Source organism: Terrabacter sp. 2RAF25 (assembly GCF_052115265.1).
Taxonomy (GTDB): Bacteria; Actinomycetota; Actinomycetes; order Actinomycetales; family Dermatophilaceae; genus Terrabacter.
Genome location: NZ_JBFRGJ010000002.1, coordinates 762445 through 784945 on the forward strand (window position 1 = coordinate 762445; position 22501 = coordinate 784945).

22 protein-coding genes are annotated in these 22501 nt (G+C 70.0%); 13 read left to right on the top strand and 9 right to left on the bottom strand.

Going from position 1 to position 22501, the window contains the following annotated elements; all coding sequences use genetic code 11:
• Positions 1-71: 71 nt before the first annotated feature.
• The 5 genes from AB4091_RS06810 to AB4091_RS06830 form a co-directional block, all read right to left on the bottom strand.
• Complete coding sequence (locus AB4091_RS06810) at positions 72-665, bottom strand: DUF721 domain-containing protein (protein WP_442290971.1); 594 nt, start codon at positions 663-665, stop codon at positions 72-74.
• Positions 658-2064 (bottom strand): DNA replication/repair protein RecF, encoded by a 1407-nt coding sequence (gene recF, locus AB4091_RS06815; protein WP_442290972.1) that lies wholly within the window; start codon positions 2062-2064, stop codon positions 658-660. The genes AB4091_RS06810 and recF overlap by 8 nt, the downstream gene beginning before the upstream one ends.
• A gap of 75 nt (positions 2065-2139) precedes the next feature.
• A complete protein-coding gene (gene gnd / locus AB4091_RS06820; RefSeq protein ID WP_442290973.1) occupies positions 2140-3156 on the bottom strand; it encodes a phosphogluconate dehydrogenase (NAD(+)-dependent, decarboxylating) in 1017 nt (338 codons plus the stop codon).
• Between the two features lie 217 nt (positions 3157-3373).
• On the bottom strand, positions 3374-4501 hold the full coding sequence (gene dnaN / locus AB4091_RS06825) for a DNA polymerase III subunit beta (RefSeq protein ID WP_442290974.1): 1128 nt from the start codon (positions 4499-4501) through the stop codon (positions 3374-3376).
• A 635-nt stretch (positions 4502-5136) separates the two neighbouring features.
• The gene (locus tag AB4091_RS06830; protein ID WP_442290975.1) at positions 5137-5871 is read right to left on the bottom strand and encodes a TetR/AcrR family transcriptional regulator; all 735 of its coding nucleotides are present in this window, start codon (positions 5869-5871) and stop codon (positions 5137-5139) included.
• A gap of 116 nt (positions 5872-5987) precedes the next feature.
• Between AB4091_RS06830 and AB4091_RS06835 the strand changes: the two genes are divergently transcribed.
• Positions 5988-6944 (top strand): NAD-dependent epimerase/dehydratase family protein, encoded by a 957-nt coding sequence (locus AB4091_RS06835; RefSeq protein ID WP_442290976.1) that lies wholly within the window; start codon positions 5988-5990, stop codon positions 6942-6944.
• Between the two features lie 34 nt (positions 6945-6978).
• Here the strand turns inward: AB4091_RS06835 and dnaA are convergent, their stop codons facing one another.
• Complete coding sequence (gene dnaA, locus AB4091_RS06840) at positions 6979-8652, bottom strand: chromosomal replication initiator protein DnaA (protein ID WP_442290977.1); 1674 nt, start codon at positions 8650-8652, stop codon at positions 6979-6981.
• Between the two features lie 546 nt (positions 8653-9198).
• Between dnaA and rpmH the strand changes: the two genes are divergently transcribed.
• The 11 genes from rpmH (at position 9199) to AB4091_RS06895 (ending at position 18843) form a co-directional block, all read left to right on the top strand.
• Positions 9199-9336 (top strand): 50S ribosomal protein L34, encoded by a 138-nt coding sequence (rpmH, locus tag AB4091_RS06845; RefSeq protein WP_010849920.1) that lies wholly within the window; start codon positions 9199-9201, stop codon positions 9334-9336.
• Between the two features lie 18 nt (positions 9337-9354).
• On the top strand, positions 9355-9705 hold the full coding sequence (rnpA, locus tag AB4091_RS06850) for a ribonuclease P protein component (RefSeq protein WP_442290978.1): 351 nt from the start codon (positions 9355-9357) through the stop codon (positions 9703-9705).
• Positions 9702-10031 (top strand): membrane protein insertion efficiency factor YidD, encoded by a 330-nt coding sequence (gene yidD / locus AB4091_RS06855; protein ID WP_442290979.1) that lies wholly within the window; start codon positions 9702-9704, stop codon positions 10029-10031. The genes rnpA and yidD overlap by 4 nt, the downstream gene beginning before the upstream one ends.
• Positions 10028-11014 carry a membrane protein insertase YidC gene (yidC, locus tag AB4091_RS06860; RefSeq protein WP_442290980.1) on the top strand — a complete coding sequence of 329 codons (987 nt, stop codon included), beginning with the start codon at positions 10028-10030 and terminating at the stop codon, positions 11012-11014. The genes yidD and yidC overlap by 4 nt, the downstream gene beginning before the upstream one ends.
• 96 nt (positions 11015-11110) lie before the next feature.
• A complete protein-coding gene (locus AB4091_RS06865) occupies positions 11111-11839 on the top strand; it encodes a Jag family protein (RefSeq protein ID WP_442290981.1) in 729 nt (242 codons plus the stop codon).
• A 72-nt stretch (positions 11840-11911) separates the two neighbouring features.
• On the top strand, positions 11912-12778 hold the full coding sequence (gene rsmG, locus AB4091_RS06870) for a 16S rRNA (guanine(527)-N(7))-methyltransferase RsmG (protein ID WP_442290982.1): 867 nt from the start codon (positions 11912-11914) through the stop codon (positions 12776-12778).
• A gap of 916 nt (positions 12779-13694) precedes the next feature.
• Entirely contained in the window at positions 13695-14651 is a 957-nt protein-coding gene (locus AB4091_RS06875; RefSeq protein WP_442290983.1) for a ParA family protein, read from the top strand.
• 273 nt (positions 14652-14924) lie between these two features.
• A complete protein-coding gene (locus AB4091_RS06880; protein WP_442290984.1) occupies positions 14925-16046 on the top strand; it encodes a ParB/RepB/Spo0J family partition protein in 1122 nt (373 codons plus the stop codon).
• A 61-nt stretch (positions 16047-16107) separates the two neighbouring features.
• Positions 16108-16968 carry an Fpg/Nei family DNA glycosylase gene (locus tag AB4091_RS06885; protein WP_442290985.1) on the top strand — a complete coding sequence of 287 codons (861 nt, stop codon included), beginning with the start codon at positions 16108-16110 and terminating at the stop codon, positions 16966-16968.
• Positions 16969-17038: 70 nt separating this feature from the next.
• Positions 17039-17932, top strand: coding sequence for a metallophosphoesterase family protein (locus AB4091_RS06890; protein ID WP_442290986.1), 894 nt, complete (start codon positions 17039-17041; stop codon positions 17930-17932).
• Between the two features lie 104 nt (positions 17933-18036).
• Positions 18037-18843, top strand: coding sequence for an alpha/beta fold hydrolase (locus AB4091_RS06895; RefSeq protein ID WP_442290987.1), 807 nt, complete (start codon positions 18037-18039; stop codon positions 18841-18843).
• Positions 18844-18928: 85 nt separating this feature from the next.
• Here AB4091_RS06895 and AB4091_RS06900 read toward each other — a convergent pair whose 3' ends face one another.
• The gene (locus tag AB4091_RS06900; RefSeq protein ID WP_442290988.1) at positions 18929-19954 is read right to left on the bottom strand and encodes a glutathione S-transferase family protein; all 1026 of its coding nucleotides are present in this window, start codon (positions 19952-19954) and stop codon (positions 18929-18931) included.
• 133 nt (positions 19955-20087) lie between these two features.
• Here AB4091_RS06900 and AB4091_RS06905 point away from each other — a divergent pair, with 133 nt between their 5' ends.
• A complete protein-coding gene (locus tag AB4091_RS06905; RefSeq protein WP_442290989.1) occupies positions 20088-20744 on the top strand; it encodes a GNAT family N-acetyltransferase in 657 nt (218 codons plus the stop codon).
• A 30-nt stretch (positions 20745-20774) separates the two neighbouring features.
• Here the strand turns inward: AB4091_RS06905 and AB4091_RS06910 are convergent, their stop codons facing one another.
• Both AB4091_RS06910 and trxA read right to left on the bottom strand, forming a co-directional pair.
• The gene (locus tag AB4091_RS06910; RefSeq protein WP_442290990.1) at positions 20775-22031 is read right to left on the bottom strand and encodes an N-acetylmuramoyl-L-alanine amidase; all 1257 of its coding nucleotides are present in this window, start codon (positions 22029-22031) and stop codon (positions 20775-20777) included.
• Between the two features lie 143 nt (positions 22032-22174).
• The gene (trxA, locus tag AB4091_RS06915; RefSeq protein WP_223128242.1) at positions 22175-22498 is read right to left on the bottom strand and encodes a thioredoxin; all 324 of its coding nucleotides are present in this window, start codon (positions 22496-22498) and stop codon (positions 22175-22177) included.
• Between the last annotated feature and the right edge of the window lie 3 nt (positions 22499-22501).

Sequence of the window (22501 nt, forward strand, 5' to 3'; positions counted from 1 at the left end):
TCGGATCACCGACAGCCGCCCGTCGGCGACGAGCACGAGCGTCGGAAACTGAGCACTCGATGGGGGTTTTCTCAGCCGTAGGTGTCTCGGGGGCCGCGGGAGTCGGGCGACCGGCGGGCGCCCCGGTTCCACGACGGAGCGCTCGGCCCGACGACGCGCAGCTCGCTGACGGCCCCCGCCCCGATCTCCTCGTCGATGCGAGCGAGCAGCGATGAGGAGAGCAGGCGCATCTGCGTGGCCCAGGCCGTCGAGTCGGCCCGCACCGTGAGGATGCCGTCGACGAAGGTCATCGGCTCGACGTGACCCGCGATGTCGGGTCCGACGATCTCGGGCCAGCGCCCCATGACCGAACCCACGGCGACGTCGACCTTCCAGCCGCGGTCGAGGAGCAGCCGGTCGAGCTGGTCGCCGAGCAGCGACGGGTCGCGCCCGTCGCGCGAGGAGCCCGAGAGCACCGGCGCCTGGCCGATGGGGCGGCGCCGCTTGCGGGGCTTCATGCCGGGGCGGAGTCCCTTGTCGGCGGCGGCCGCTCGAGCGCGGGCCAGAGCAGAGGCGGCCGCATCGGCGATCCGGGTCTCCTCGTCACTCGGCGCAGGCGCCTGCTCGGGCGACGGGTTCTCGCCGCCGGCCGGCTCCCGGTCGGGGCGCGCCTCGTCCTCAGGCACCGTCGTCGTCTTCCTCGGACGCATCCGCCACCGCATCGGCGTCGCGCGGGTCGGCCACGACATCTGCCGCGACGAGGGCCTCCGCGTCACCAGGTGCCTCGACCGGGACGGCCCTCTCGGCCAGGTCGGATGACAGGGGTGGGCCGGACGCCTCGGCCGGGCCGGAGATCACGAGCGCTTCCGGCGTCTCCGCGGCGCCGCCGACAGGCCCGACCTGACCGAGCTCGACGGCATACGTGGTGCCGTTGTCGCGCAAGACGTCGGGAACGTCGGCGCCCACGGCTGCGGTGATCAGCACCTGCTCGCAGTCGGCGATCAGCGCGGCCAGCCGCTCGCGCCGGCCCGAATCGAGCTCGGCGAAGACGTCGTCGAGCACGAGAACCGGGTCATCTCCCAGGTCACGGCGCAGCAGCCGGTATGCCGCCAGCTTGAGTCCCAGCGCGAAGCTCCAGGACTCGCCGTGGCTGGCGTAGCCCTTTGCCGGCAGCTCACCCAGCGACAGCACGAGGTCGTCTCGGTGCGGACCGACCAGCGTGATGCCGCGCTCGATCTCGTTGGCGCGCACCTGCTCCAGCGTCTCGAGCATGCCGGCGCGCAGCTCGTCGATCTCGGGCACCTCGCCCTCGGCGAGCCGTTTCGCAAGGTCGTCGTGCAAGGAGCTGCGGTAGGTCGCCCGGGCGTTCGAGGCTGCGGCGCTGACGGCGTCGTAGCACGCCGAAAGGTCGGGCACGAGGTCGCGCAGCAGTCGCAGCCGGGCGTAGACGAGCTGGGAGCCGACCGTGGACAGGTGGTCGTTCCAGACGACGAGCGTGTGCAGCGCGGACTCGCGGGCCTCGTCGAGCGAGGGGTCACCGGCACGCGGCTGGCGGCGGGCGCCCTTGCGCAGCACCGGAGCCGCCGACTTGAGCAGGGCGTTGCGCTGCTTGAGGATCTTGTCGTAGTCGGAGCGCACCCCTGACCATCGCGGCTGTCGCTGGACGAGCAGCTCGTCGAGGAAGCGGCGACGCTCCGACGGGTCACCCTTGACGAGGGCGAGGTCCTCCGGGGCGAAGAGCACCGTGCGCACCGTCCCGAGCACGTCGCGGGGGCGCGAGACGGGGGAGCGGCCGAGGCGGGCGCGGTTCGCACGGCCGGGGGTGATCTCGAGCTCGACCATCGTCTCGCGCTCGTCGCGCACGATCGCCCCGCGCACGATCGCCTGGGCCGCCCCGAACCGCACGAGGGGCTGGTCGGTCGCGACCCGGTGCGAACCCAGGGTCGCGAGGTAGCCGACCGCCTCGACGAGGTTGGTCTTGCCCTGGCCGTTGAGGCCCACGAGGGTCGTGACCCCGGGCGTCAACGCGAGCTCGGCGCTCGGGTAGCTGCGGAAGTCCTTGAGGGTCAGGTGGCGGACGTGCACGTCAGGATGGCTGGTTCTCGAGGGTGGCGAGGCCGGGCGCGATGCATCGCAAGGCTCCCGGCCACACCACGGACGTCAGGACGTGGAGCCGGTGCCCGACGAGGGGCCGGCGTTCGCGGCGTCGTGACCGGCCGAGCCCGGCTGCTCGGGGGCGGGCGCGGGGTGGGTCGAGCCCTCGTCTCCGGTCTTGTTGCGCAGCTCCTCGCCCTCGGCGATGGTCATGACCTGGTGCCCACCGAACTGGCCACGCAGCGCGGCAACCGCCTGCATCGTCGGCGAGCTGGGCTGGCGCGAAGCGAACCTCGCGAACAGCGACGAGGAGATGACCGGCATCGGCACGCCGAGCGCGATGGCCTCCTCGACGGTCCAGCGGCCCTCGCCGGAGTCGTTGGTGTAGTCGGACACGTCGTCGAGGTGGGGGTTCTTCTCCAGCGCCGCGACCATGAGGTCGAGCAACCACGACCGGACGACGGTGCCGCGGCTCCACGCCTTGAAGGCGCCGGGGACGTCCTTGACGATGTCCTTCTTCTCGAGCAGCTCGTACCCCTCGGCGTAGGCCGCCATGAGGCCGTACTCGATGCCGTTGTGGACCATCTTCGTGTAGTGGCCGGCGCCGACCTCGCCCGCGTGGACGAAGCCCTCCTCGCGCGGACCCTCGGGGCGCAGCGTGTCGAAGATGGGCATCGCCTTCTCGACCCATTCGGCGTCGCCGCCGCACATGAGGCCGTAGCCGTTGTCGAGGCCCCAGATGCCGCCGCTGACGCCGCAGTCGACGTAGCCGACCTTCTTCTCGCCGAGCAGCTTCGCGTTCTCGAAGTCGTCGGTGAAACGGGAGTTGCCGCCGTCGATGACGAGGTCACCGGGCTCGAGGAGGTCGCCCAGCTGGGCGACGGTCTGCCGCGTCGGGTCGCCGGCCGGGACCATGACCCACACGACGCGCGGGGCCTGGAGCGCCTTGACGAGCTCGGGGAGCGACGCGACGTCACGCACGTCGGGGTTGAAGTCGAAGCCGACGACCTCGTGACCCGCGCGGCGCAAGCGCTCGCGCATGTTGCCGCCCATCTTGCCGAGACCGATGAGACCGAGCTGCATGTCGCGAGCCTTTCTGACGGAGGACGGGGGTCGATCAGGTGGCGCGGTTCGAGGCTACGCCCTGCTGCCCTGCGGACGGCAGGGCGGCCGAGTGGTGCTCACCGAGAAGCCGGCCGGTCGGGGTGTTCGTCGTGCGGGTGGTGGGTCTGGGCACGGCGCGCGTGGGGTCCGGAGGGCACCCCACGCGTACGCCATGGGCTGCCTCGCCCTGGGCGGCTCAACTCGCGAAGCGCACCGGCATCAGGACGTAGCGGTAGCTGCTGTCGGGCTCGGAGTCGGCCTCGGCCTGCCCGGTCAGCACGGCGGGCCGGCTGGGCTGGGTGAAGCTGAGCCTGCTCCAGGGGGTGCCGACGGCGTGCAGCCCGTCGAGCAGGAACTGGGGGTTGAAGGCGATCTGGATCTCGGGGCCGTTGAGCGTCGCCTCGACGGCCTCGGAGGCCTGGGCGTCGTCGCCGGTGCCGGCTTCGATGGCGACCTGGCCGTCGGTGAACTTCAGGAGCACCGGGGTGTTGCGCTCGGCGACGAGGGCCACGCGCTTGACGGCCTCCTCGAGGGCGGCAGTCTCGATGACGGCCTCGGTGTCGACGGACGTCGGGAAGATCGAGGTGACCTTGGGGTACTCGCCGTCGAGCAGACGGGTGGTCGCCCGGCGCTGGCCGGCCTCGAAGCCGATGAGGCCGTCGCCGCCCTGGCCGAGCGCGAGCTCGACGGAGCCGGAGGCGCCGAGCGCGCGGGCGGTGTCGGAGAGCTGGCGGGCCGGGATGAGCGCGACGTGGTTGGCGTCGGTCGCAGTGGGGCTCCAGGTGAGCTCGCGCATCGCGAGGCGGTAGCGGTCGGTGGCGAGCAGTGTGACCTTGTCGCCGTCGATCTCCATGCGCACGCCGGTGAGGATCGGCAGCGTGTCGCCCTTGTCGGCCGCCACGGACACCTGTGCGACGGCCTGGGTGAAGACGTCGCCGGCGATCGTGCCGCTCGTCTCGGGGGCGGCCGGCAGGGTCGGGTAGTCCGCGACGGGCATCTCGCGCAGGGCGAACCGCGACGAGCCGCAGGCGACGTTTACCTTGGTGCCGTCGGTGCTGACGTCGATCGGCTTGTTGGGCAGGTTGCGCGAGATGTCGGCGAGCAGTCGCCCGAGGACGAGCACCTGGCCGGACTCGGCGACGTCGGCCGGGACGGTGATGCGGGCGGACACCTCGTAGTCGAACGCCGACAGCGTCAGCGTGCCGTCCTCGTTCGCGTCGACGAGCACGCCCGCGAGCACGGGGACCGGCGGGCGTGCCGGCAGGCCACGGGCCACCCAGGTCACGGCCTCGGCCAGGACGTCTCGCTCAACCCGAAACTTCACGGTGCACTCACTTCGACGGGGAAGGTCATTGGGGCTCAGACACTAGTGCCTGCCGGTGACTGACACCACAGACACTCCCCCGAATGCCGGACCGCACGAAATCACACGTTTGCCCGGCGTTCTGCCGCGCTCATCTCGACCCTCGTTGTCGGGGCTCATCTCCTCGACTTGAGTCTCGTCATAGTCATAGGTGCTGTGGATGCTGTGGAAAACCCGCGTCCGGGCAGGTCAGGCGGCTGATCGGGGTGTGCATGAGGTGTGGGCCGTCCACAGCCGCGCCAGGTGCAGGCTGTGGACGGGGTTCGGCTTCGCACAGCGTCCCCACAACCGACGGCGAGGTTGTCCGCAGGCTGCGTCCCGTCGTCCACACGTTTCCACAGGACGGTGTGGAGGACCGGTCGCCATATGTCCGATTTGCAGCCATTGATGACTAGTCAGCTGTGCGTGGAGAAAGGCTCCGCTTCCACAGAGTTTTCCACAGGCAGTGGACAACTGCTCGGCCGGCTTTCCGCTCGCGTCTGGGGTCGCGGGTCACGGGGAGGTCACGCTGTGCACACAGTTGTGGACAACCATGTGGACAGGTGTGGACGCAGCAGGAGGGTGGTCTGTGGATGGCGGCCCGGCGCACCAGCGGACTAGTCCGCCGAGCCGTTGGTGACCACGAGGTGGCGTGAGGCCGCGAGAAGCGTCTCGAAGAGTGCGGGCGCGTCGGGAAGTGGCCCGAGCTGCGAGAAGAGCTCACTCGTAACCCCACCGAGAAGCAGCGTCCATGCCGCGATTCCCTGCGCGAGCATGGGTGGCTCGATGGCGGTGCCGGCGAACATCGGGTCGTCCAGCAGCGACGCCAACGCCGCTGTTGCGTCGCTCGCGGCGATGCCCAGGGCCTGGGCGTCCGGCACCCGCTGGGCTCGGCGAGCGTCGTCGAGCAGCGTGACGAGCAGCGTCATGACGGCGGTGCCCGGTTCGGTCGTTCGCTCCGCAGGCGCCTCGTAGTCGGGCACGGGGGAGCCGTAGATGAGGGCGAAGTCGTGTGGATGCTCCAGGGCCCATGCCCGCAGCGCCCGGCCGAGTGCGTTCCACCGCTCGGTGAGGTTTTCGGGGTCGACGGCGTCGTGCGCTGTGCGCACCGCGCCGGCGAGCGACAGGTAGGAGTCGATGATCAGGCGGGTCAGCAGCTCGTCACGGCTCTCGACGTAGCGGTAGATGCCCGACGACACCATCCCGAGGTCGCGAGCGACCGCCCGGAGGCTGAGCCCTGCGGCGCCCGACGTGGCGAGGTGCTCGCGGGCGACCCTCAGGATGTCGGCCTCGATCGCGCGGCGGTTGCGGGCGCGCTTGCCGAGCATCGCGGGAGGCTCAGGTGTGTCCATGGGACGAGCGTGCCATGAAAGCCCCAGAAATGTGAGCGGTGCTCTTGATTTTGTCGGTCAGGAGCAGCATCCTTGAACTGTGAGCGGTGCTCACATCAAGCCACCAAGGAGCAGTCATGAGCCATCACCTCGTCCTCGGCGCCGGGGGCGTCGGCCGCGCCACGACCGCGGCCCTTGTCGCGCAGGGCCACACCGTGACCCTCGCCTCGAGGTCGGGGCGGGTGACCGAGCGGGCCTGGGAGGCGACCCGTCCCGATGCCGTGGAGGTCGTCGCCGTCGACGCGGCCGACATGGCGCGCCTCACCACCCTGGCGGCGGGCGCCAGGACCATCGTCAACGCCGTCAACCCGCCCAGCTACCTGACCTGGGACACCGACTGGCCGCCGGTCGCGGCCGCCACGCTGGCCGCCGCCGAGGCGACCGGGGCCGCGCTCGTCATCATCGGAAACCTCTATGGCTACGGCCGGGTGGAGGCGCCGATGAAGGAGGACGGTCCCCTGCGGCCGGCCGGGCACAAGGGCGCCCTGCGCGCCGACATGTGGACCGAGGCCCTGGCCCGTCACGCCGCCGGCCAGGTCCGCGTCACCGAGCTGCGCTCGAGCGACTACTTCGGGCCGGGCACCACCCCGCGCACGAGCTATCTCAACGACGTCATCTGCGACGCGCTGCTCGCCGGGCGGCCGCCCTTCGTGCCGCTGGGTCGAGCCGATGCCCCGCACTCGTGGACCTACGTGCCCGACGTGGGCGCCTTCGCCGCCCGGGTCGCGACGAGCGACGACGCCTGGGGGCGGGCCTGGCACGTGCCGACCTCCGCCCCCCGCACGTTCGACGAGGCGGCCCGCGACATCGCCCGCATCGCCGGCGTCAAGCCCAGGAAGGTACGCGTGCTGCCCCGCCCGCTCGGCACCGCGGCCGGGCTCGTCGTGCCCTTCATGCGGGAGGTCCGCGAGACCCGGCACCAGTTCGAGCGACCGTTCGAGCTCGACTCGCGGCTGACCCAGCAGACCTTCGGCATCGCACCGACCCCGTGGGACGACGCGCTCACGGCCACGATCGCAGCGCGACGCGGCTGACGGCATACGCCATCGGGGCCGAGAGGCCCCTCGCTCAGTGGGACTGCTGGCGGATGCGGTTGGTCAGCTCGGTGACCTGGTTGTAGATCGCGCGGCGCTCACCCATGAGCTCGCGGATCTTGCGGTCGGCGTGCATGACGGTCGTGTGGTCACGGCCGCCGAAGTGCTGGCCGATCTTGGGCAGGCTGAGATCGGTCATCTCGCGGCAGAGGTACATCGCGATCTGCCGGGCCGTGACGAGCTGGCGCGAACGACTCGAGCCGCAGAGGTCCTCGAGCGTGACCGCGTAGTAGGCGGCCGTGACCGCCATGATCGTCGCCGCGGTGACCTGGTTCGGCGTCTCGTTGGGCAGGACGTCCTTTAGCACGATCTCGGCGAGCGGCAGGTCGACGGCCTGGCGGTTGAGGTTGCTGAACGCCGTGACGCGGATGAGCGCGCCCTCGAGCTCGCGGATGTTGGTGCTGAAGTTCGTCGCGATGTACTCGAGCACCGGGTCGGGGACGGTCATGCGGTCCTGGATCGCCTTCTTGCGCAGGATCGCGATGCGGGTCTCGAGGTCGGGCGGCTGCACGTCGGTCAGCAGGCCCGACTCGAACCGGGTGCGCATGCGGTCCTCGAAGCCGGACAGCTCACGCGGGGGCAGGTCGCTCGTGATGACGATCTGCTTGTTCGCGTTGTGCAGCGTGTTAAAGGTGTGGAAGAACTCCTCCTGGGTCTGCAGCTTGCCCTGGAGGAACTGGATGTCGTCGATGAGGAGCACGTCGACGCTGCGGTAGCGGTTCTGGAACGCGCTCGCCTTGTCGTCACGGATGCTGTTGATGAAGTCGTTCGTGAACTCCTCGGAGTTCACGTAGCGCACGCGCACGTTGGGGAACATGGTGCGGGCGTAGTGGCCGATCGCGTGGAGCAGGTGCGTCTTGCCCAGCCCGGACTCGCCGTAGACGAAGAGCGGGTTGTACGCCTTCGCCGGGGCCTCGGCGACCGCGACGGCCGCCGCGTGGGCGAAGCGGTTGCTCGCGCCGATGACGAAGGTGTCGAAGGTGTACTTCGGGTTGAGACGCGTGTCGCCGGGAGAGCTCGGCTCGGGACGCTGCTGCAGGCGGAGGGGACCGCTCTCGCCGCCGCTCAGCGGGTCGGGGCCCAGCTCCATCTGCGTCTGCACGTCGGGGTATGCCGGCCGGCCGGGCTCGTCGAGGTCGGCGCCGTTGAGCGCGGGGGCGCTCTCGGCCAGGTCGCGCAGCGGGTTGTGCTGCGTGGTGTTGTGCTGAGAGCTGTGCGGCGTGCCGTGGCGTGCGGCACCGCCGAAGCCGGCCGCGCCGCCGTTCTGCTGACCCGCGACGCCGTTCTGGTGACCCGCGGCGCCGTCGGAACCGAGCGGGCGGCGCGGGCCGTCGTGCACCGAGGCCTGTCCGGTCGGCTCGTCGCTGATCATGCCCAGGTCGGTCTCGAGGCTCTCGTCGACCGAGACTGCGAGCTGGACCGCATGGCCGAGCTGGTCACCGAGCGCGGTGTGGATCTGCTCGCGCACCCGGGTCTCGAGAAAATCCTTGGTGAAGGTGTTGGGCGCGCGCACGAGCGCGATCTCGTCGAGCACGCCGACGAGGCGGCAGAGCCGGACGAAGGCACGCTCCTGGTTCGACAGTCCGGAGTCCAGTGTGCCGAGCGTCTGCTGCCAGATCTGCGCGTAGTCGACGCCTGTCTCGGCCACCAATGCCACCTGCCCCTGAGTTCAATTGCGTTGCACCTGTTGCGATCCCGGCGCTGAGCGCACTCGGGCGGGTTCGAGCTGGAGCTCCACCGTGCCGGGTCGGACGACTGGGATGCGTCCGTGCCTTGGTGAACGATGCCCTGTTGTCCACACGTTTGTCCACAGCCTGTGCATGGGTCGGGCGAGGATCGTGAAGTCGAAAACCTACAGGGGCAGGGCCGCTGTGACAATCGCGTCGGGGACAGATCATTCTCGTCATCGGCGTGTCGCCTTGCAATCGCCCGGCGACCTCCGAAGATCGTCTGTTCTGTCCGATTCGGATGATGGGGCCTCGCCGGTTTGACCCTCGTTCCGGGGCTCCCGTATCGTTGACCGAGCGTGTCTGCGACCTCTTTCGCATGCCCATGGCCCCGAACCCCGGCCTCACCGGGTCTCGATCCTCCCTGGGCTTGCCGATTGCGGTCGCATCGGCCACCGCCAGCCCCACCCCGGGCGCCTTCCGTCGCAGCCGCGGCGGGCGTGCACCCGCAACCTACGGAGAACCTCGTGAGCAAGCGCACCTTCCAGCCGAACAACCGTCGCCGCGCCAAGACGCACGGCTTCCGCCTGCGCATGCGCACGCGTGCCGGCCGCGCCATCCTCGCTGCCCGCCGCCGCAAGGGCCGCGCCGAGCTCTCTGCCTGAGCCGCCGGAGGTCTCGGCGTGCTGCCGGCACGTCACCGACTGCGTGAGCGGGCGGACTTCACCACGGCAGTACGCGGGCCAGGCGCCAGCAGAGCAGGCGGGCGACTCATCGTCGTGCATGCCAACCGGACCGATGCGCGTGCGGAACTTCCGCCGCGCGTCGGTTTTGTTGTGTCCAAGGCCGTCGGCAACGCCGTGGTGCGCAACCGCACCAAGCGGCGGCTGCGCGCCGGCGTCGCGACCCGGCTGAACGGCATACCTGCGGGGTACGACCTCGTGGTGCGGGCCAACCCGGCGGCCGCCGAGGCCACCTGGGTCGAGCTCGACACCGCCCTGGGTCGCCAGCTCGACAAGGTCTGCGCCCGATGAGCGCCCCGGTCAACCGTGTGCTCGCGGCGCCCCTCGTGCTCGTCGTCCGCCTCTACCAGCGCCTCATCTCCCCGATGCGGCCGGCCACCTGCCGCTTCTACCCCAGCTGCTCCGCGTATGCCGTCACCGCGCTCACGCGGTTCGGGCCGGTGCGCGGTGGCTGGCTCGCCGCCCGCCGCATCGGCCGGTGCCACCCGTGGAACCCGGGCGGGGTCGACCCCGTTCCGATGACGTGGGCCGAGCGCAACGACTGGAACCCCGCCGACTTCCGACCCTCGGGTGAGCACCACCCGGCCGGTCACCCGATGACAGAGGAAAGACGTTGATCGACTTCTTCAACACCCTGCTCTATCCGATCAAGCTCGGTGAAGCCTGGGTCATGTACGCCTGGCACTGGCTCTTCAACACCGTCGGGCTGCCGACCGGCTGGGCGTGGGCGATGTCGATCGTCGGCCTCACCGTCGTCGTGCGTCTCCTGCTCATGCCGCTCTTCGTCCGCCAGATCCACTCCTCCCGCCGGATGCAGCTCATCCAGCCGGAGATGCAGAAGATCCAGAAGAAGTACAAGGGCAAGCGGGATCCCGAGAGCCAGAAGGCCCAGCAGGCCGAGATCATGGATCTCTACCGGCGCACTGGGACCAACCCGTTCAGCAGCTGCCTGCCGATCCTCATCCAGAGCCCCTTCTTCTTCGCGCTCTTCCAGCTGCTCAACAACCTCAAGGCCCAGGCCGAGGGCGTGCCCGGTCACGACGCGATCGGCCCGATCACCCGCCAGGTCGCGGCGCAGATCGAGAGCTCGACGATCTTCGGCTCGAAGCTGTCGGATCACTTCCTCGGCACCAACGTGCCGCTCAACACCAAGATCCTGACGGCCGTGCTCATCGTCCTCATGTCGGCCACGACGTTCACGACTCAGTACCAGCTGATGCGCAAGAACATGCCGGCGTCCGCCTTGGACAACCCGTTCGCGAAGCAGCAGAAGGTCCTCCTCTACCTGATGCCGATCTTCTTCGCGATCTCCGGCGTCAACTTCCCCATCGGTGTGCTCCTCTACTGGCTCACCACCAACCTCTGGACCATGGGCCAGCAGTTCTACGTCATCCGCAACATGCCGGCTCCCGGCTCCGAGGCCGAGCGCGCCCGCCGTGAGCGGATGAAGCGCAAGGGCAAGGACATGCAGGAGCTGACCGTGCCGGGTCTCAACGCCGACGCCGACGCCGTCCCCGACGACACACCCAAGGCCGGCCAGCGCCAGCAGCCCAAGGGCAAGAAGCGGGCCCGCACGCAGGCCCCCAAGAACCGGCGCTGAGGTTCGTCCACAATCTTGTCCACACTGCCTCTGGGCCTCTGAACTGCGGAAACGTGAGTTGTCCACAGTTGCCCGGGGTGAACGAAGGAGCTATCCATGAGCGAGACGCAGGCCACCGAGGCCGACATTCCGACCGATCTTCCCGCCGACGGCACGGCCACCCCGGTGACCGACGTGGCGCCGGCTGCTGAGGCGGGCCAGCCCTCCCGGCAGGACGAGTCCAGCGACGCCGCGCAGCCCGGTGATTCGAGTGACACCCCCGAGGGCATCGAGGGCATCGAGGGCATCGAGGGCATCGAAGACACCGAGGCCGACGCGGAGCCGGTCAAGACGGACAAGGGCGACAAGAAGTCGCGGGTGCGCCAGCTCGAACGTGAGGGAGAGGTCGCTGCCGACTTCCTCGAGACGCTGCTCGACATCGCCGACCTCGACGGAGACATCGACGTCGATGTCGACGGCGACCGGGCTGCCATCGCGATCGTCGACTCGGATGAGGGTCGCGTTCCTCGTCGTCTCGTCGGCGACGATGGCAAGGTGCTGGAAGCACTCCAGGAGCTGACCCGTCTGGCCGTGCAGGCCGAGACCGGTGAGCGCAGCCGCCTGATGCTCGACATCGCGGGCCACCGTGCCCAGCGTCGTTCGGCCCTGGTGGAGCTCGCCAAGGTGGCGATCGCCGAGGTCAAGGAGTCCGGCACCAAGCGTTCCCTCGAACCGATGAGCGCCTTCGAGCGCAAGGTAGTGCACGACGAGGTGTCTGCCGCTGGCCTGGTGTCGGAGTCCGAGGGCGTGGACCCGCGCCGCCACGTCATCATCCTGCCTGCCTGAGTCGCCACGTTTCACGTGAAACGCGACTCGTGAGAGGCGCGGCCGAAACACCTGTGTGAGGAGTGGAACCGGGTGAGCCACGACAGTCCCGGACCGATCGAGCCCACCCAGCCCACCCAGCCGAACGAACCCACCGGGCGTGCTGGTTCGGGCGGGCCGGGCTCGACCGGTCAGGTGCCGCCGGCCACGCCCGAGGTGGCCGGCGCCGTGTTCGCCGGGCAGCTTGCTCTGGCCGAGCAGTTCGTGGCGATCCTCGCCGACACGGGCATCACGCACGGCCTGATCGGTCCCCGCGAGGCGCCGCGCCTGTGGGACCGCCACGTCCTCAACTGTGCTGTCGTGCACGAGGCCATCCCGGTGACGGGCGAGGTGCAACGCGTCATCGACGTCGGCTCTGGTGCAGGCCTGCCGGGCCTCGCGCTGGCGATCGTGAGGCCAGACCTCGAGCTGCACCTCGTCGAGCCGTTGGCCCGGCGCACCGCTTGGCTCTCGGACACCGTGCAGCGGCTGGGCCTCCCCAACGTCACCGTCCACACAGCGCGGGCGGAGGCGCTGTGGGGCCAGCTCGATGCACCGTGGGTGACGGCGCGGGCGGTGTCACGCATCATCCAGCTCGCCGAGTGGACGCTGCCGCTCCTCACGGCCGGCGGGACGCTGCTGGCGCTGAAGGGCTCACGGGCGCAGACCGAGCTCGACGACAACCTGGCGGCGCTCACCCAGCTGGGTGTCGTCGAGGCGACGGTCGAGGCCTTCGGGACCGACCTGCTCTCGGAACCGACCCTCGTGCTGCGCGCCTCCATCGGCGACGTGGTCGACCGCCGCCGCTTCCGCTCTCGGCAGCCTTCGAGCGCCGGATCAGCACGTCGACGCGCAGATCGGCCGCGCGGATCGCGACGCTCCGGCCCGGCGGCAAGCGGTCGTCGGCGCCATCAGCCATGATCGTGTCCAGACCATTCGACGGTCGGCCCGCTCCGTGTTCGCCACGGAGGGTCCGACCTGCAAACCCGGAGGTGCACTCCCTGTGACGATGTCGACCAACCTCGGCTGGCCGAGTGAACCCGACCCGGAGCCGGAGCACCGTCGTCTGGGGTGGTTGGCTCGCATGCTCGGTGTTTCACGTGAAACAGGAACCGAGACCGACGCCGGGACTCACGACCTCGATGGTTCCGGTGGCGACTCTTCCAACCACGGTGCTGCTGACGACGGTGCTACGCCGGTCTCGTCGCAGCCGTCGGCGAGCCACGCTGTCGCGGGTGCCATCCTCACCGACCCGAGCGTCGTCGTCGAGGACTCCGTCGTCGCGGCCCTCCACCCTCCGTCAGAGCCCGACGCAGAGAACACGCTGGACGCCGGGGGGTCCTCCGACGACTCCGACAGGCATGAGGTCGAGGGGCCCAGCGACCTGGCCGACCGGAATGTCGTGCAGGACGTAGAGACGCACAAGGACGTAGAGACCGAGACCATCGGTTCCGACGAGACCACCGAGTCGGACGAGAGCTCCCAGTCCGGCGAGAGCCACGACACGACACACATCGCGACGGATGAGACCGAGACCGCTGAGATCGCTGAGACCGATGAGACCGCAGTTCGCCGGACTGAGCCGGACCCGGCTGACACGGCGTCGGGTGTCGCAGATATGAGCCCGGGAACCGCAGAAGGGTCGGGCGGGCGGCCCGCCTCGACGTCGCCTGCCTCCAGCGAACCCACCGGCGACGGCGAGGCGGTCGGCGACCGGACGGGGGTCCCGACCTCCGGAACCACCAGCGAACCGCCTGTGGACAACGCGGTGGACGAACTGGACGGTATCGGCGGTTCTGAGCGGGAAAACCCCCAGTCTGGGGCTGGGGACAACCTTGTGGATGAACCGCCCGCCCCGGTGCGTGAGCTCGCCGACCACGATGACCGAGAGGCCCTCGTCGCAGCCTTGCCGACGCCGGGAACCGACACCCCGCTGGCCCGCGAGCTGGCCGAGAACGCCCGCCGACGCATCCAGCTGACGGGTCGCCCGTTCCCCAAGCCGGTGGCGCCGCGGGTGCTGACGGTGGCCAACCAGAAGGGTGGCGTCGGCAAGACGACCACCACGGTCAACGTCGCGGCGGCGCTCGCCCAGGCCGGCCTCACGGTACTCGTCATCGACCTCGACCCGCAGGGCAATGCGAGCACGGCTCTGGGCATCGACCACCACGCCGAGGTGCCCTCGATCTACGACGTCCTCGTGGACGGCACGCCTCTGCTCGAGGTCGTGCAGCCCTGCTCCACCGTCGAGAACCTGCACTGCGCGCCCGCCACCATCGACCTGGCCGGCGCAGAGATCGAGCTCGTGTCTCTGGTCGCTCGCGAGTCACGTCTGCACAAGGCGATCGCCGCCGCGGCGGAGCAGGGTCACGCGTACGACTACATCCTCATCGACTGCCCGCCGAGCCTCGGGCTGCTCACGGTGAATGCGATGGTGGCAGCGAGCGAGGTGTTCATCCCGATCCAGTGTGAGTACTACGCGCTCGAGGGCTTGTCGCAGCTGCTGAAGAACATCGACCTGGTCAAGCGTCACCTGAACCCGGCCCTGCACGTGTCGACGATCCTGCTGACGATGTACGACGGGCGGACGCGGCTGTCGGCCCAGGTTGCCGATGAGGTCCGCGAGCACTTTCCCGAGCAGGTCCTCCGAACGACGGTGCCGCGATCGGTCCGCGTGTCTGAGGCGCCTAGCTTCGGGGAGACCGTGATGACCTACGACCCCGCGAGCAGTGGTGCCCTCGCCTACCTGGAGGCCGCCGGCGAGCTCGCCGACAGGGGAGCGGCCGGGCCGGCCTGAGGTCGGAGGCACAGGCGCCGCACCCAAGAGCGGGACCGTCCTCTCGGGGACGGTCCCGTTTCACGTGAAACAGGACCCCCCGCTTGTTTCACGTGAAACGAGCCATAGGGCCGTTCGTCGCGATCCCGGTTTCACGTGAAACAGGGTCACGGAAATCCGAAAGCTGTGGCCCCACGACCACTCGGCGGTGCGCATGCGCGGACCACCAGCGGTGAGCACCTAGACTGAGCGCCGGACGCGATGGCCGCGTCGGTGATGACAAGGGGTTGGCTAATGGCGGAGAAGCGTCGAGCACTGGGTCGGGGCCTCGGAGCCCTCATCCCGAGCGCACCGAGCGGGGGCGCGGGTCGACCCGTCGACGTCTTCTTCACCGAGCAGAAGCAGCCCAATCCGCCGACTGCGAGCCCGGACGAGGAGTCGGCTCCTGCGAACGGGTCGGCCCCGGACGGCGCGGTGGCCGACAGCACTGTCGACGCCGCTGACCGCACCGAGTCGTCGGGGGAGGACGGCCCGGCCGCCGCCGCGCCGGCCGAGGACGCCTCGAGCGGACTCGCCGTCGTGCCCGGCGCGGAGTTCGCCGAGCTCGACATCGAGTCGATCCGCCCGAACCCGAAGCAGCCCCGAACGGTCTTCGACGAAGACCACATGGCAGAGCTGGTCCACTCGATCCGTGAGATCGGCGTGCTCCAGCCGGTCGTCGTCCGCCGCATCCCCGCAGACCAGCTGGCCGACGCCGACGGCAAGACCTACGAGCTGATCATGGGCGAGCGCCGCTGGCGCGCGTCTCAGGCGGCCGACCTCGGCGTGATCCCGGCCATCATCAAGGACACGAGCGACGACGACCTGCTCCGGGACGCCCTGCTCGAGAACCTGCACCGCAGCCAGCTCAACTCCCTCGAGGAGGCGGCCGCCTACCAGCAGCTGCTCGACGACTTCGGCTGCTCGCACGAGCAGCTCGCCACTCGCATCGGACGGTCCCGGCCGCAGATCTCGAACACGCTGCGCCTGCTCAAGCTGCCGCCCCTCGTCCAACGTCGCGTCGCCGCCGGTGTGCTGAGCGCCGGACACGCTCGAGCCCTCCTCGGCATGGCCGACGGTGCCGCGATGGAGCGGATGGCCCAACGGATCGTCGCCGAGGGTCTCTCGGTGCGCAACGTGGAGGAGCTCGTGGCGTTGGGAGAGGGCAACGACGCCCCCAAGCCACGACGTCCGCGCGCGGGCAGTCGCCACCCGCAGCTCGACGGCTTCACGTCGAACCTGTCGGACCACCTCGAGACCCGCGTCGCGATCGCCCTCGGTCAACGGAAGGGCAAGATCACCGTCGAGTTCGCCTCGATGGAGGACCTCCGACGCATCCTGGGCCTCATGGGTATGTCGTCCCCCGGGCGGGACTGACACCGACACGCCTGAGCACGCGCGGTCACGATCGACGTCCAGCACGGGAGGCGAGTGAACCATGCCTGAGGGCCACACGATCCACGCGCTCGCCGATCGCCTGGAACGCGCGTTCAAAGGGCATCCCGTCGCGGCCAGCAGCCCGCAGGGTCGTTTCGCCGCCGATGCCGCGCTCCTCGACGGGCACGTCCTCGAGCGCGCCGAGGCCTGGGGGAAGCATCTCTTCGCCGACGTGGGCGACCTGACGTTGCACGTGCACCTCGGCCTGATCGGCCAGTTCCCCGTACGCCCACGAGGGGCAGAGGGCCCCCCGGCACCCGTGGGTGCCGTTCGTCTCCGCCTCGTCGGGCCGGCACACTGGGCAGACCTGCGAGGGCCGATGATCTGCACCCTGGTCGACCATGCGCGCCGTCGCGAGATCGTGGCAACCCTCGGCCCCGACCCGCTGCGGCGACGCAGTGCACCGGACGTCGGCTGGGAACGACTACGCCGCAGCCGGCGCAGCATCGCCGAGCTGCTGATGGACCAGTCCGTGGTGGCCGGCGTCGGCAACGTCTACCGCTGCGAGGTCCTCCACCGGCTCGCCGTCGACCCGATGACCACCGGACGAGACCTCTCCCATGGGGTGTGGCAGGAGATCTGGGACGACCTGGTGCTGCTCATGCCGCTGGGCCGCGCCTTCTCGCAGATCATCACGATGCGCGACCAGGTGGAGGTCGCGCGGCGGGCGAGACGATCCGGCCGCGCCCGTGCTGTCGCCGAGCAGCTGACCGGTGAGCGACTGGGCGACACGTTCGAGCGTCGCTTCCTCGTGTACAAGCGCACCGGAGAGCCATGCCCGCGATGCCGAAACACGTTGCAGCAGAAGGAGATCGCTGGTCGTCGCCTCTACTGGTGCCCATCGTGCCAAGTGCGCCACTGACCTGGTCCCGACCCCACGACCGGTCGACCCAGGGCGTGCCGCCGCCGGCGTCGCACCCTAGGCTGGACCCATGGCCCTCACCGGTTCGCGGCCTGCGCCGACGCACGTCATCGCCCACCTCTCCGACCCGCACCTGATCTCCGGCGGTGGCCTGCTCGCCGGTCACATCGACACCCCCGAGCAGCTGCGCAAGGCGTTGGCCAGGGTTGAGGCCTCGGGTGAGCGCATCGACGCCCTCGTCATCAGCGGCGACCTCGCCGACAGCGGCGAGCCGGCGGCCTACGACCTGCTTCTCGAGATCGTCGGCCCGGTGGTCGAGCGCCTCGGCGCTGCCCTGGTGCTGACCGGTGGCAACCACGACGAGAGACGACCGATGGCGGAACGTCTGCACGGCCTCGACACGGACGAGCCGCAGGACTCGGTGACGGTCGTGGGTGGCCTGCGCATCATCGCCGTCGACTCCGCGGTGCCCGGCTACCACCACGGTGGCTTCTCGAAAGCCCAGTACGAGTGGCTGGCGGACGAGCTGTCCCGTCCCGCCGAGCACGGCACGCTCCTCGTCGTCCACCACGCGCCGATCACCTACCGCTCGCCCGTGATGCAGCTGCTCGACTTCGAGGACGTCGACCGCCTGCGTGGCGAGATCGACGGGACGGACGTGCGTGCGATCCTCAGCGGGCACCTGCACGTGACGAGCTTCGGCACCCTCGGGCGGGTGCCGGTCTTCGTCGCCGGCGGCGTGAGCTACGTCGACGACGTCGGCGCGCCTCGTGAGCTGCTCATGGGTGTCGACGGCCCACAGTCGTGGAACCTCATCGAGGTGCACGCCGACCAGGTGGTGGGCACCGTCGTGCCGATCGAGCAGCACAAGACCTGGCCGGCGCTCTCCGAGGCGGTGATGGACTTCATGGCGACGGTGCCGGAGGACGAGCAGCGTGAGGTGTTCTCCCGAAAGCGCACCTGAGCACCGGGAAATATTTCGATAGTCGAAGTGTCGATCGCCCTCCGGGCCGTTCGACGCAGGGGTGAGGACCCGACAGGCGGGTCGCAGCAACCAAGGAGACAGTCATGAGCCAGGTCCAGAAGGCCACGTCGACGGACGGCACCACCATCGCCTACGAGGCCTACGGTGCCGGACCCGTCGCAGCCATCGTCGGGGGTGCCTTCTGCGATCGCGGCGCCTTTCGCGACGTGGCAGAGGCACTCGGAGAGCTCGGCCTCACCGGCGTGACCTACGACCGTCGCGGACGTGGCGACAGTGGCGACACCGAGCCGTATGCCGTGGCGCGCGAGGTCGACGACCTGACCGCCGTGATCGGTGCTGCGAGCGAAAGCGGCACTCCCGCTTACGTATTCGGAGTCTCGTCGGGCGGCGCCCTCGTCATCGAAGCCATCGCAGCCGGCGCTCCCATCGCCAGGGGATCAGCCCTCGAGGTGCCCTACCGCACCGCGGCGTGGCCACCGCCGCCGGCCGACTACATCGCCACCCTTGAGGCCTTCGAGGCCAAGGGCGACCGGGCCGGAATCGTGCGCTACTTCAACAACGAGGTCGTCGGCATGCCTGCCGAGATGGTCGACGGCATGGTCGGCACACCGATGTGGGATGCCCTGCTCTCGATGGCCTACACGGTCAAGTACGACGGGGCGTGCCTCGGCGGCGACCAGCAGGACATCCCGGCCGAAACCTTTGCGCGAGTGACGATTCCGTTCCTGTCGATCTGCAGCAGCGGCACCCAGATGCCATGGCTGCACGACGCTGCTGGGGTCGTCGCGGCGGCGCTGCCGAACGCGACCGCCGTCGAGCTGCCGGGTGAGTTCCACCAGGTCCCTGCCGACGTGCTGGCCCCGGCGCTGGCCGAGTTCTTCCGCTCCTGACGCGTCAGCACCGGTTTCCGAAGATCAGCCAACCGTTGGGTTCCTCTGTACGACAGCGGAACCCAACGGCATACGCTAGTCAGGTTCAGTCTGCGAGAAGAGCCAGCGCAGGGTTGTGCTCCGGGGGAACGACCTCGCGTGGTGGACCCGGGGGAGTGCCGCCGTCACCGAATGGCGAGCCGCCGAGCGCTTCGCGACCGTGTGGGCTCGCCCAGTTCTCGAGGGTCGGCCCGAGCGGCACGATGCCCGTCGGGTTCACGTCGCTGTGCACGACGTAGTAGTGCCGCTTGATGTGCGTGAAGTCGACGGTGTCGCCGATCCCCGGTGTCTGGAAGAGGTCGCGCGCGTAGCCCCAGAGCGCCGGCATCTCGATGAGCTTGCTGCGGTTGCACTTGAAGTGACCGTGGTAGACCGGGTCCAACCGCACGAGCGTGGTGAAGAGACGCACGTCAGCCTCGGTGACGTGGTCGCCGACGAGGTAGCGCCGCGTGCTGAGTCGCTCCTCGAGCAGGTCGAGGTGCTCCCACAGCCGACGGTAGGCCTTGTCGTACGCGTCCTGCGTGCTGGCGAAGCCACACCGATAGACGCCGTTGTTGACGAAGCGGTAGATCGGCTCGCTCACCGACTCGATCTCGTCGGCCAGCTCGGCGGGGTAGAGGTCGGGCGCCCCCTCCCGGTGGAGCTCGCGCCACTGCGTCTCGAGGTCGACGGTGATCTGCTTGAAGTCGTTGGTCACGACAGCGCCTGTCGGGACGTCGACGATCGCGGGAACCGTTATGCCACGGGGGTATTCGGGGTCTCGCCGGAAGTATGCGTCCTGGATGCGGGGGATGCCCAGCACCGGGTCGAGGCCGCCCGGGTCGAGGTCGAACGTCCAGCTGCGACTGTCATGGGTGGGCCCGCAGATGCCCATGGACAGGGCGTCCTCGAGGCCGAGCAGCCGGCGCACGATGATGGCGCGGTTGGCCCACGGGCAGGCCCGCGCCACGACGAGGCGGTACCGGCCGGACTCGACGGGAAAGCCGTCTCGACCGTCGGCGGTGATGCGGGTGGTGATGTAGTTCGTGTCTCGCTTGAAGCTCTTCTCGACGTACGTCCCCGGCTCGCTCATGCGCCCAACCCTAGTTCGCGTGCTCGCGACTCCGGGGAGCGCCGGGGGTGCCGCCGACACGGAGGACGGGGTGGTGGTGCCGACAGGCCGTGGTCGGGCCAGAATGGGGCCATGCGGGATCTTCGGTGGCGCCATGCGTGACCTGCGCGTCCTGACGCCCGACGTCGTCGACGACCTCGTGGGCTCCTGCGCGCCGTGCACCTTCTGGCAGACCGTCCCCCGCAACGGTCACGGCGACGTCCGCGCGCCGGAGGAGGTCCTCGGCGACTGGGTGGAAACGGTCACGAGCGACTGGGGTGCGCCCGGACGGGTCGCCTACGTCGACGGCCGGCCCGCGGGCTACGTACTGGTCGCGCCGGCACGCCACGTCCCGCGTCTCGCCGCCTTCCCGACGGCCCCCGGCGACCCGTCGACGCTCATGCTGCTGACGGCGGTCGTCGCCCAGCCGTATGCCGGCAAGGGCCTGCGCAAGGTGCTCCTGCAGTCCGCTGCGAAGGATGCGCTCAAGCACCACGTGCGATCGCTCGAGGTCGTCGGCGCTCGTCCGCTCGCCGTCTCGAAACACCCCTGCGTGCTCGACGTCGACGTGCTCGAGAAGGCCGGCTACCGGGTCGAGCGCGACCACCCCACCTACCCCCGGCTGCGGATGGACCTGCGACGGGTAGTCACCCTGCGTGACGAGGCGGTGGCCGCCGTGGGACGCGCTCTCTCGCGGGTGCCCGGGCTGCGCCCCGTGCCCGAGACCCACCCGAACGGCTCGAGCCACGCCCAGGTGACCGACCGCACCTGAGCTGTGCGCGCTGAAGTTGCGCTGCGGGAGTCAGCCGACGGTGCGGTCTCTGCCCACAATGCCCACACTGCCCACGCTGCTCGCCTGAGCGGCGCGCATCGACTCGAGGTGGCGACGCAGGTCGTCGAGGCGCAGCACGCCCGTGCGGGCGGTGTCCGCCTCGCCGAGGTAGACGCGCTGGAGCGCGACGACGACGGCCTCGGCCACGAGGTCGAGGGTGTGCCCCTGCGCCAGGGCCTGCGCGTCACCGTCGTGGCTGAGGTAGCCGAAGTCGAGACGCACCGCCGGCATCCGGGTGCGGCGGAGCAACGGCCACGTGCGCGCGTGGGATCGGCAGTCGGTGAGGCCGGTGCGGGCGACCACCTCGCGCAGCAGCAGGTCGGCGAAGCTCTCGCCGATGACGGACCAGTCGCTGTGCTTGGCGTTGTCGGGGTGGCCGTAGAAGTAGGTCGCGGCCCCGTGCGCCGAGCCGGACTCGGAGTGGTCGGTGTGCAGCGACAGCACGAGGTCGGCATCGCAGGAGTTGGCGAACGCAGCTCGGTCCTCGTCGCTGCCACCGTCGGTGGTCTCGGTGCGCGTGAAGACGACGCTGACGCCGTGCGCCGACAGGCGCCCCTCGATGCGCCGGGCGAGATCGAGGGCGAGCCGCGCCTCGACGAGGCCGTCCCGGCCCTCGGCGCCGGAGTCGCCACCACCGTGTCCGGCGTCGAGCACGATCGTGCGCCCGCTCAGGCTGAAGCCGCTGCGGCGCAGGTGCTCACGCTCGCGCAGCGCGTTGGCCGAACCCCCGCTGACGGAGCGGCGCAGGCCGGCGAAGGCGCGCATCGTCTCCGGGCCGGCGGTGCCGTCGGGTGTGAGGCCGACGGCGGCCTGGAAGGCGCGCAGGGCGGCGTCGGTGCCTGGCCCGTGCAGGCCGTCGACCTTGCCCGGGGTGAAACCGAGCTCGGCGAGACGACCCTGGAGCGCCACGACGTCGTCGCCCTCGACGAAGTGGCCGGGCACATAGCGCAGCACCCGGTCACCGAGCGCCCATCGCGCGCCGTCGAGCACGGCATACGTCGACCGTCCGACGACGCCGTCGACGATGAGGCCGCGACGCTGCTGGAACGACTTGACGGCCTGCTCGACCCGCTCGTCGAACACGGGCTGGCCGTTGCCGTCGGCGGCCGACGGGTCACCGGGAAGGTCACCGGGAAGGTCACCCGAGAGGACGAGCCGCTCGCAGACGGCCGCCACAGCGGGCCCGGCGTCGCCGCGCCGGAGCACGACGGTCTGTGGAGGGGTCATCTCGGCTCCTTCTGGGGACTCCCGGTGGGGTGCGGATGGCTGTTGCGTGGCCGCGCCAGGACACGAGCGACGGGCGCCGTCAGCAGCGTAGTACGCGAAAGGGGTGGCACCGTGTCGGTTGGCCACCCCTTCGTCGTCGCGGGTCAGGCGATGAACTCCTCCAGCTCGCGCAGCAGCTTCGGCTTCGGGTGCGCGCCGACGATGGTCTTGACGACCTCGCCCTTGACGTAGACGTTGAGCGTCGGGATCGACACCACGCCGTAGCGGGCGGCCGTGTCGACGTTGGCGTCGGTGTCGAGCTTGACGACCTCGATCTTGTCGCCGTACTGCTCGTTGATCTCCTCGAGGATCGGGGCGACCTTGCGGCACGGGCCGCACCACGTCGCCCAGAAGTCGACGAGCACGGGCTTCTCGCTCATCAGGACGTCGTCGGCAAAGGTCGCGTCGGTCGTGTTCTTCAGTGCCATGGA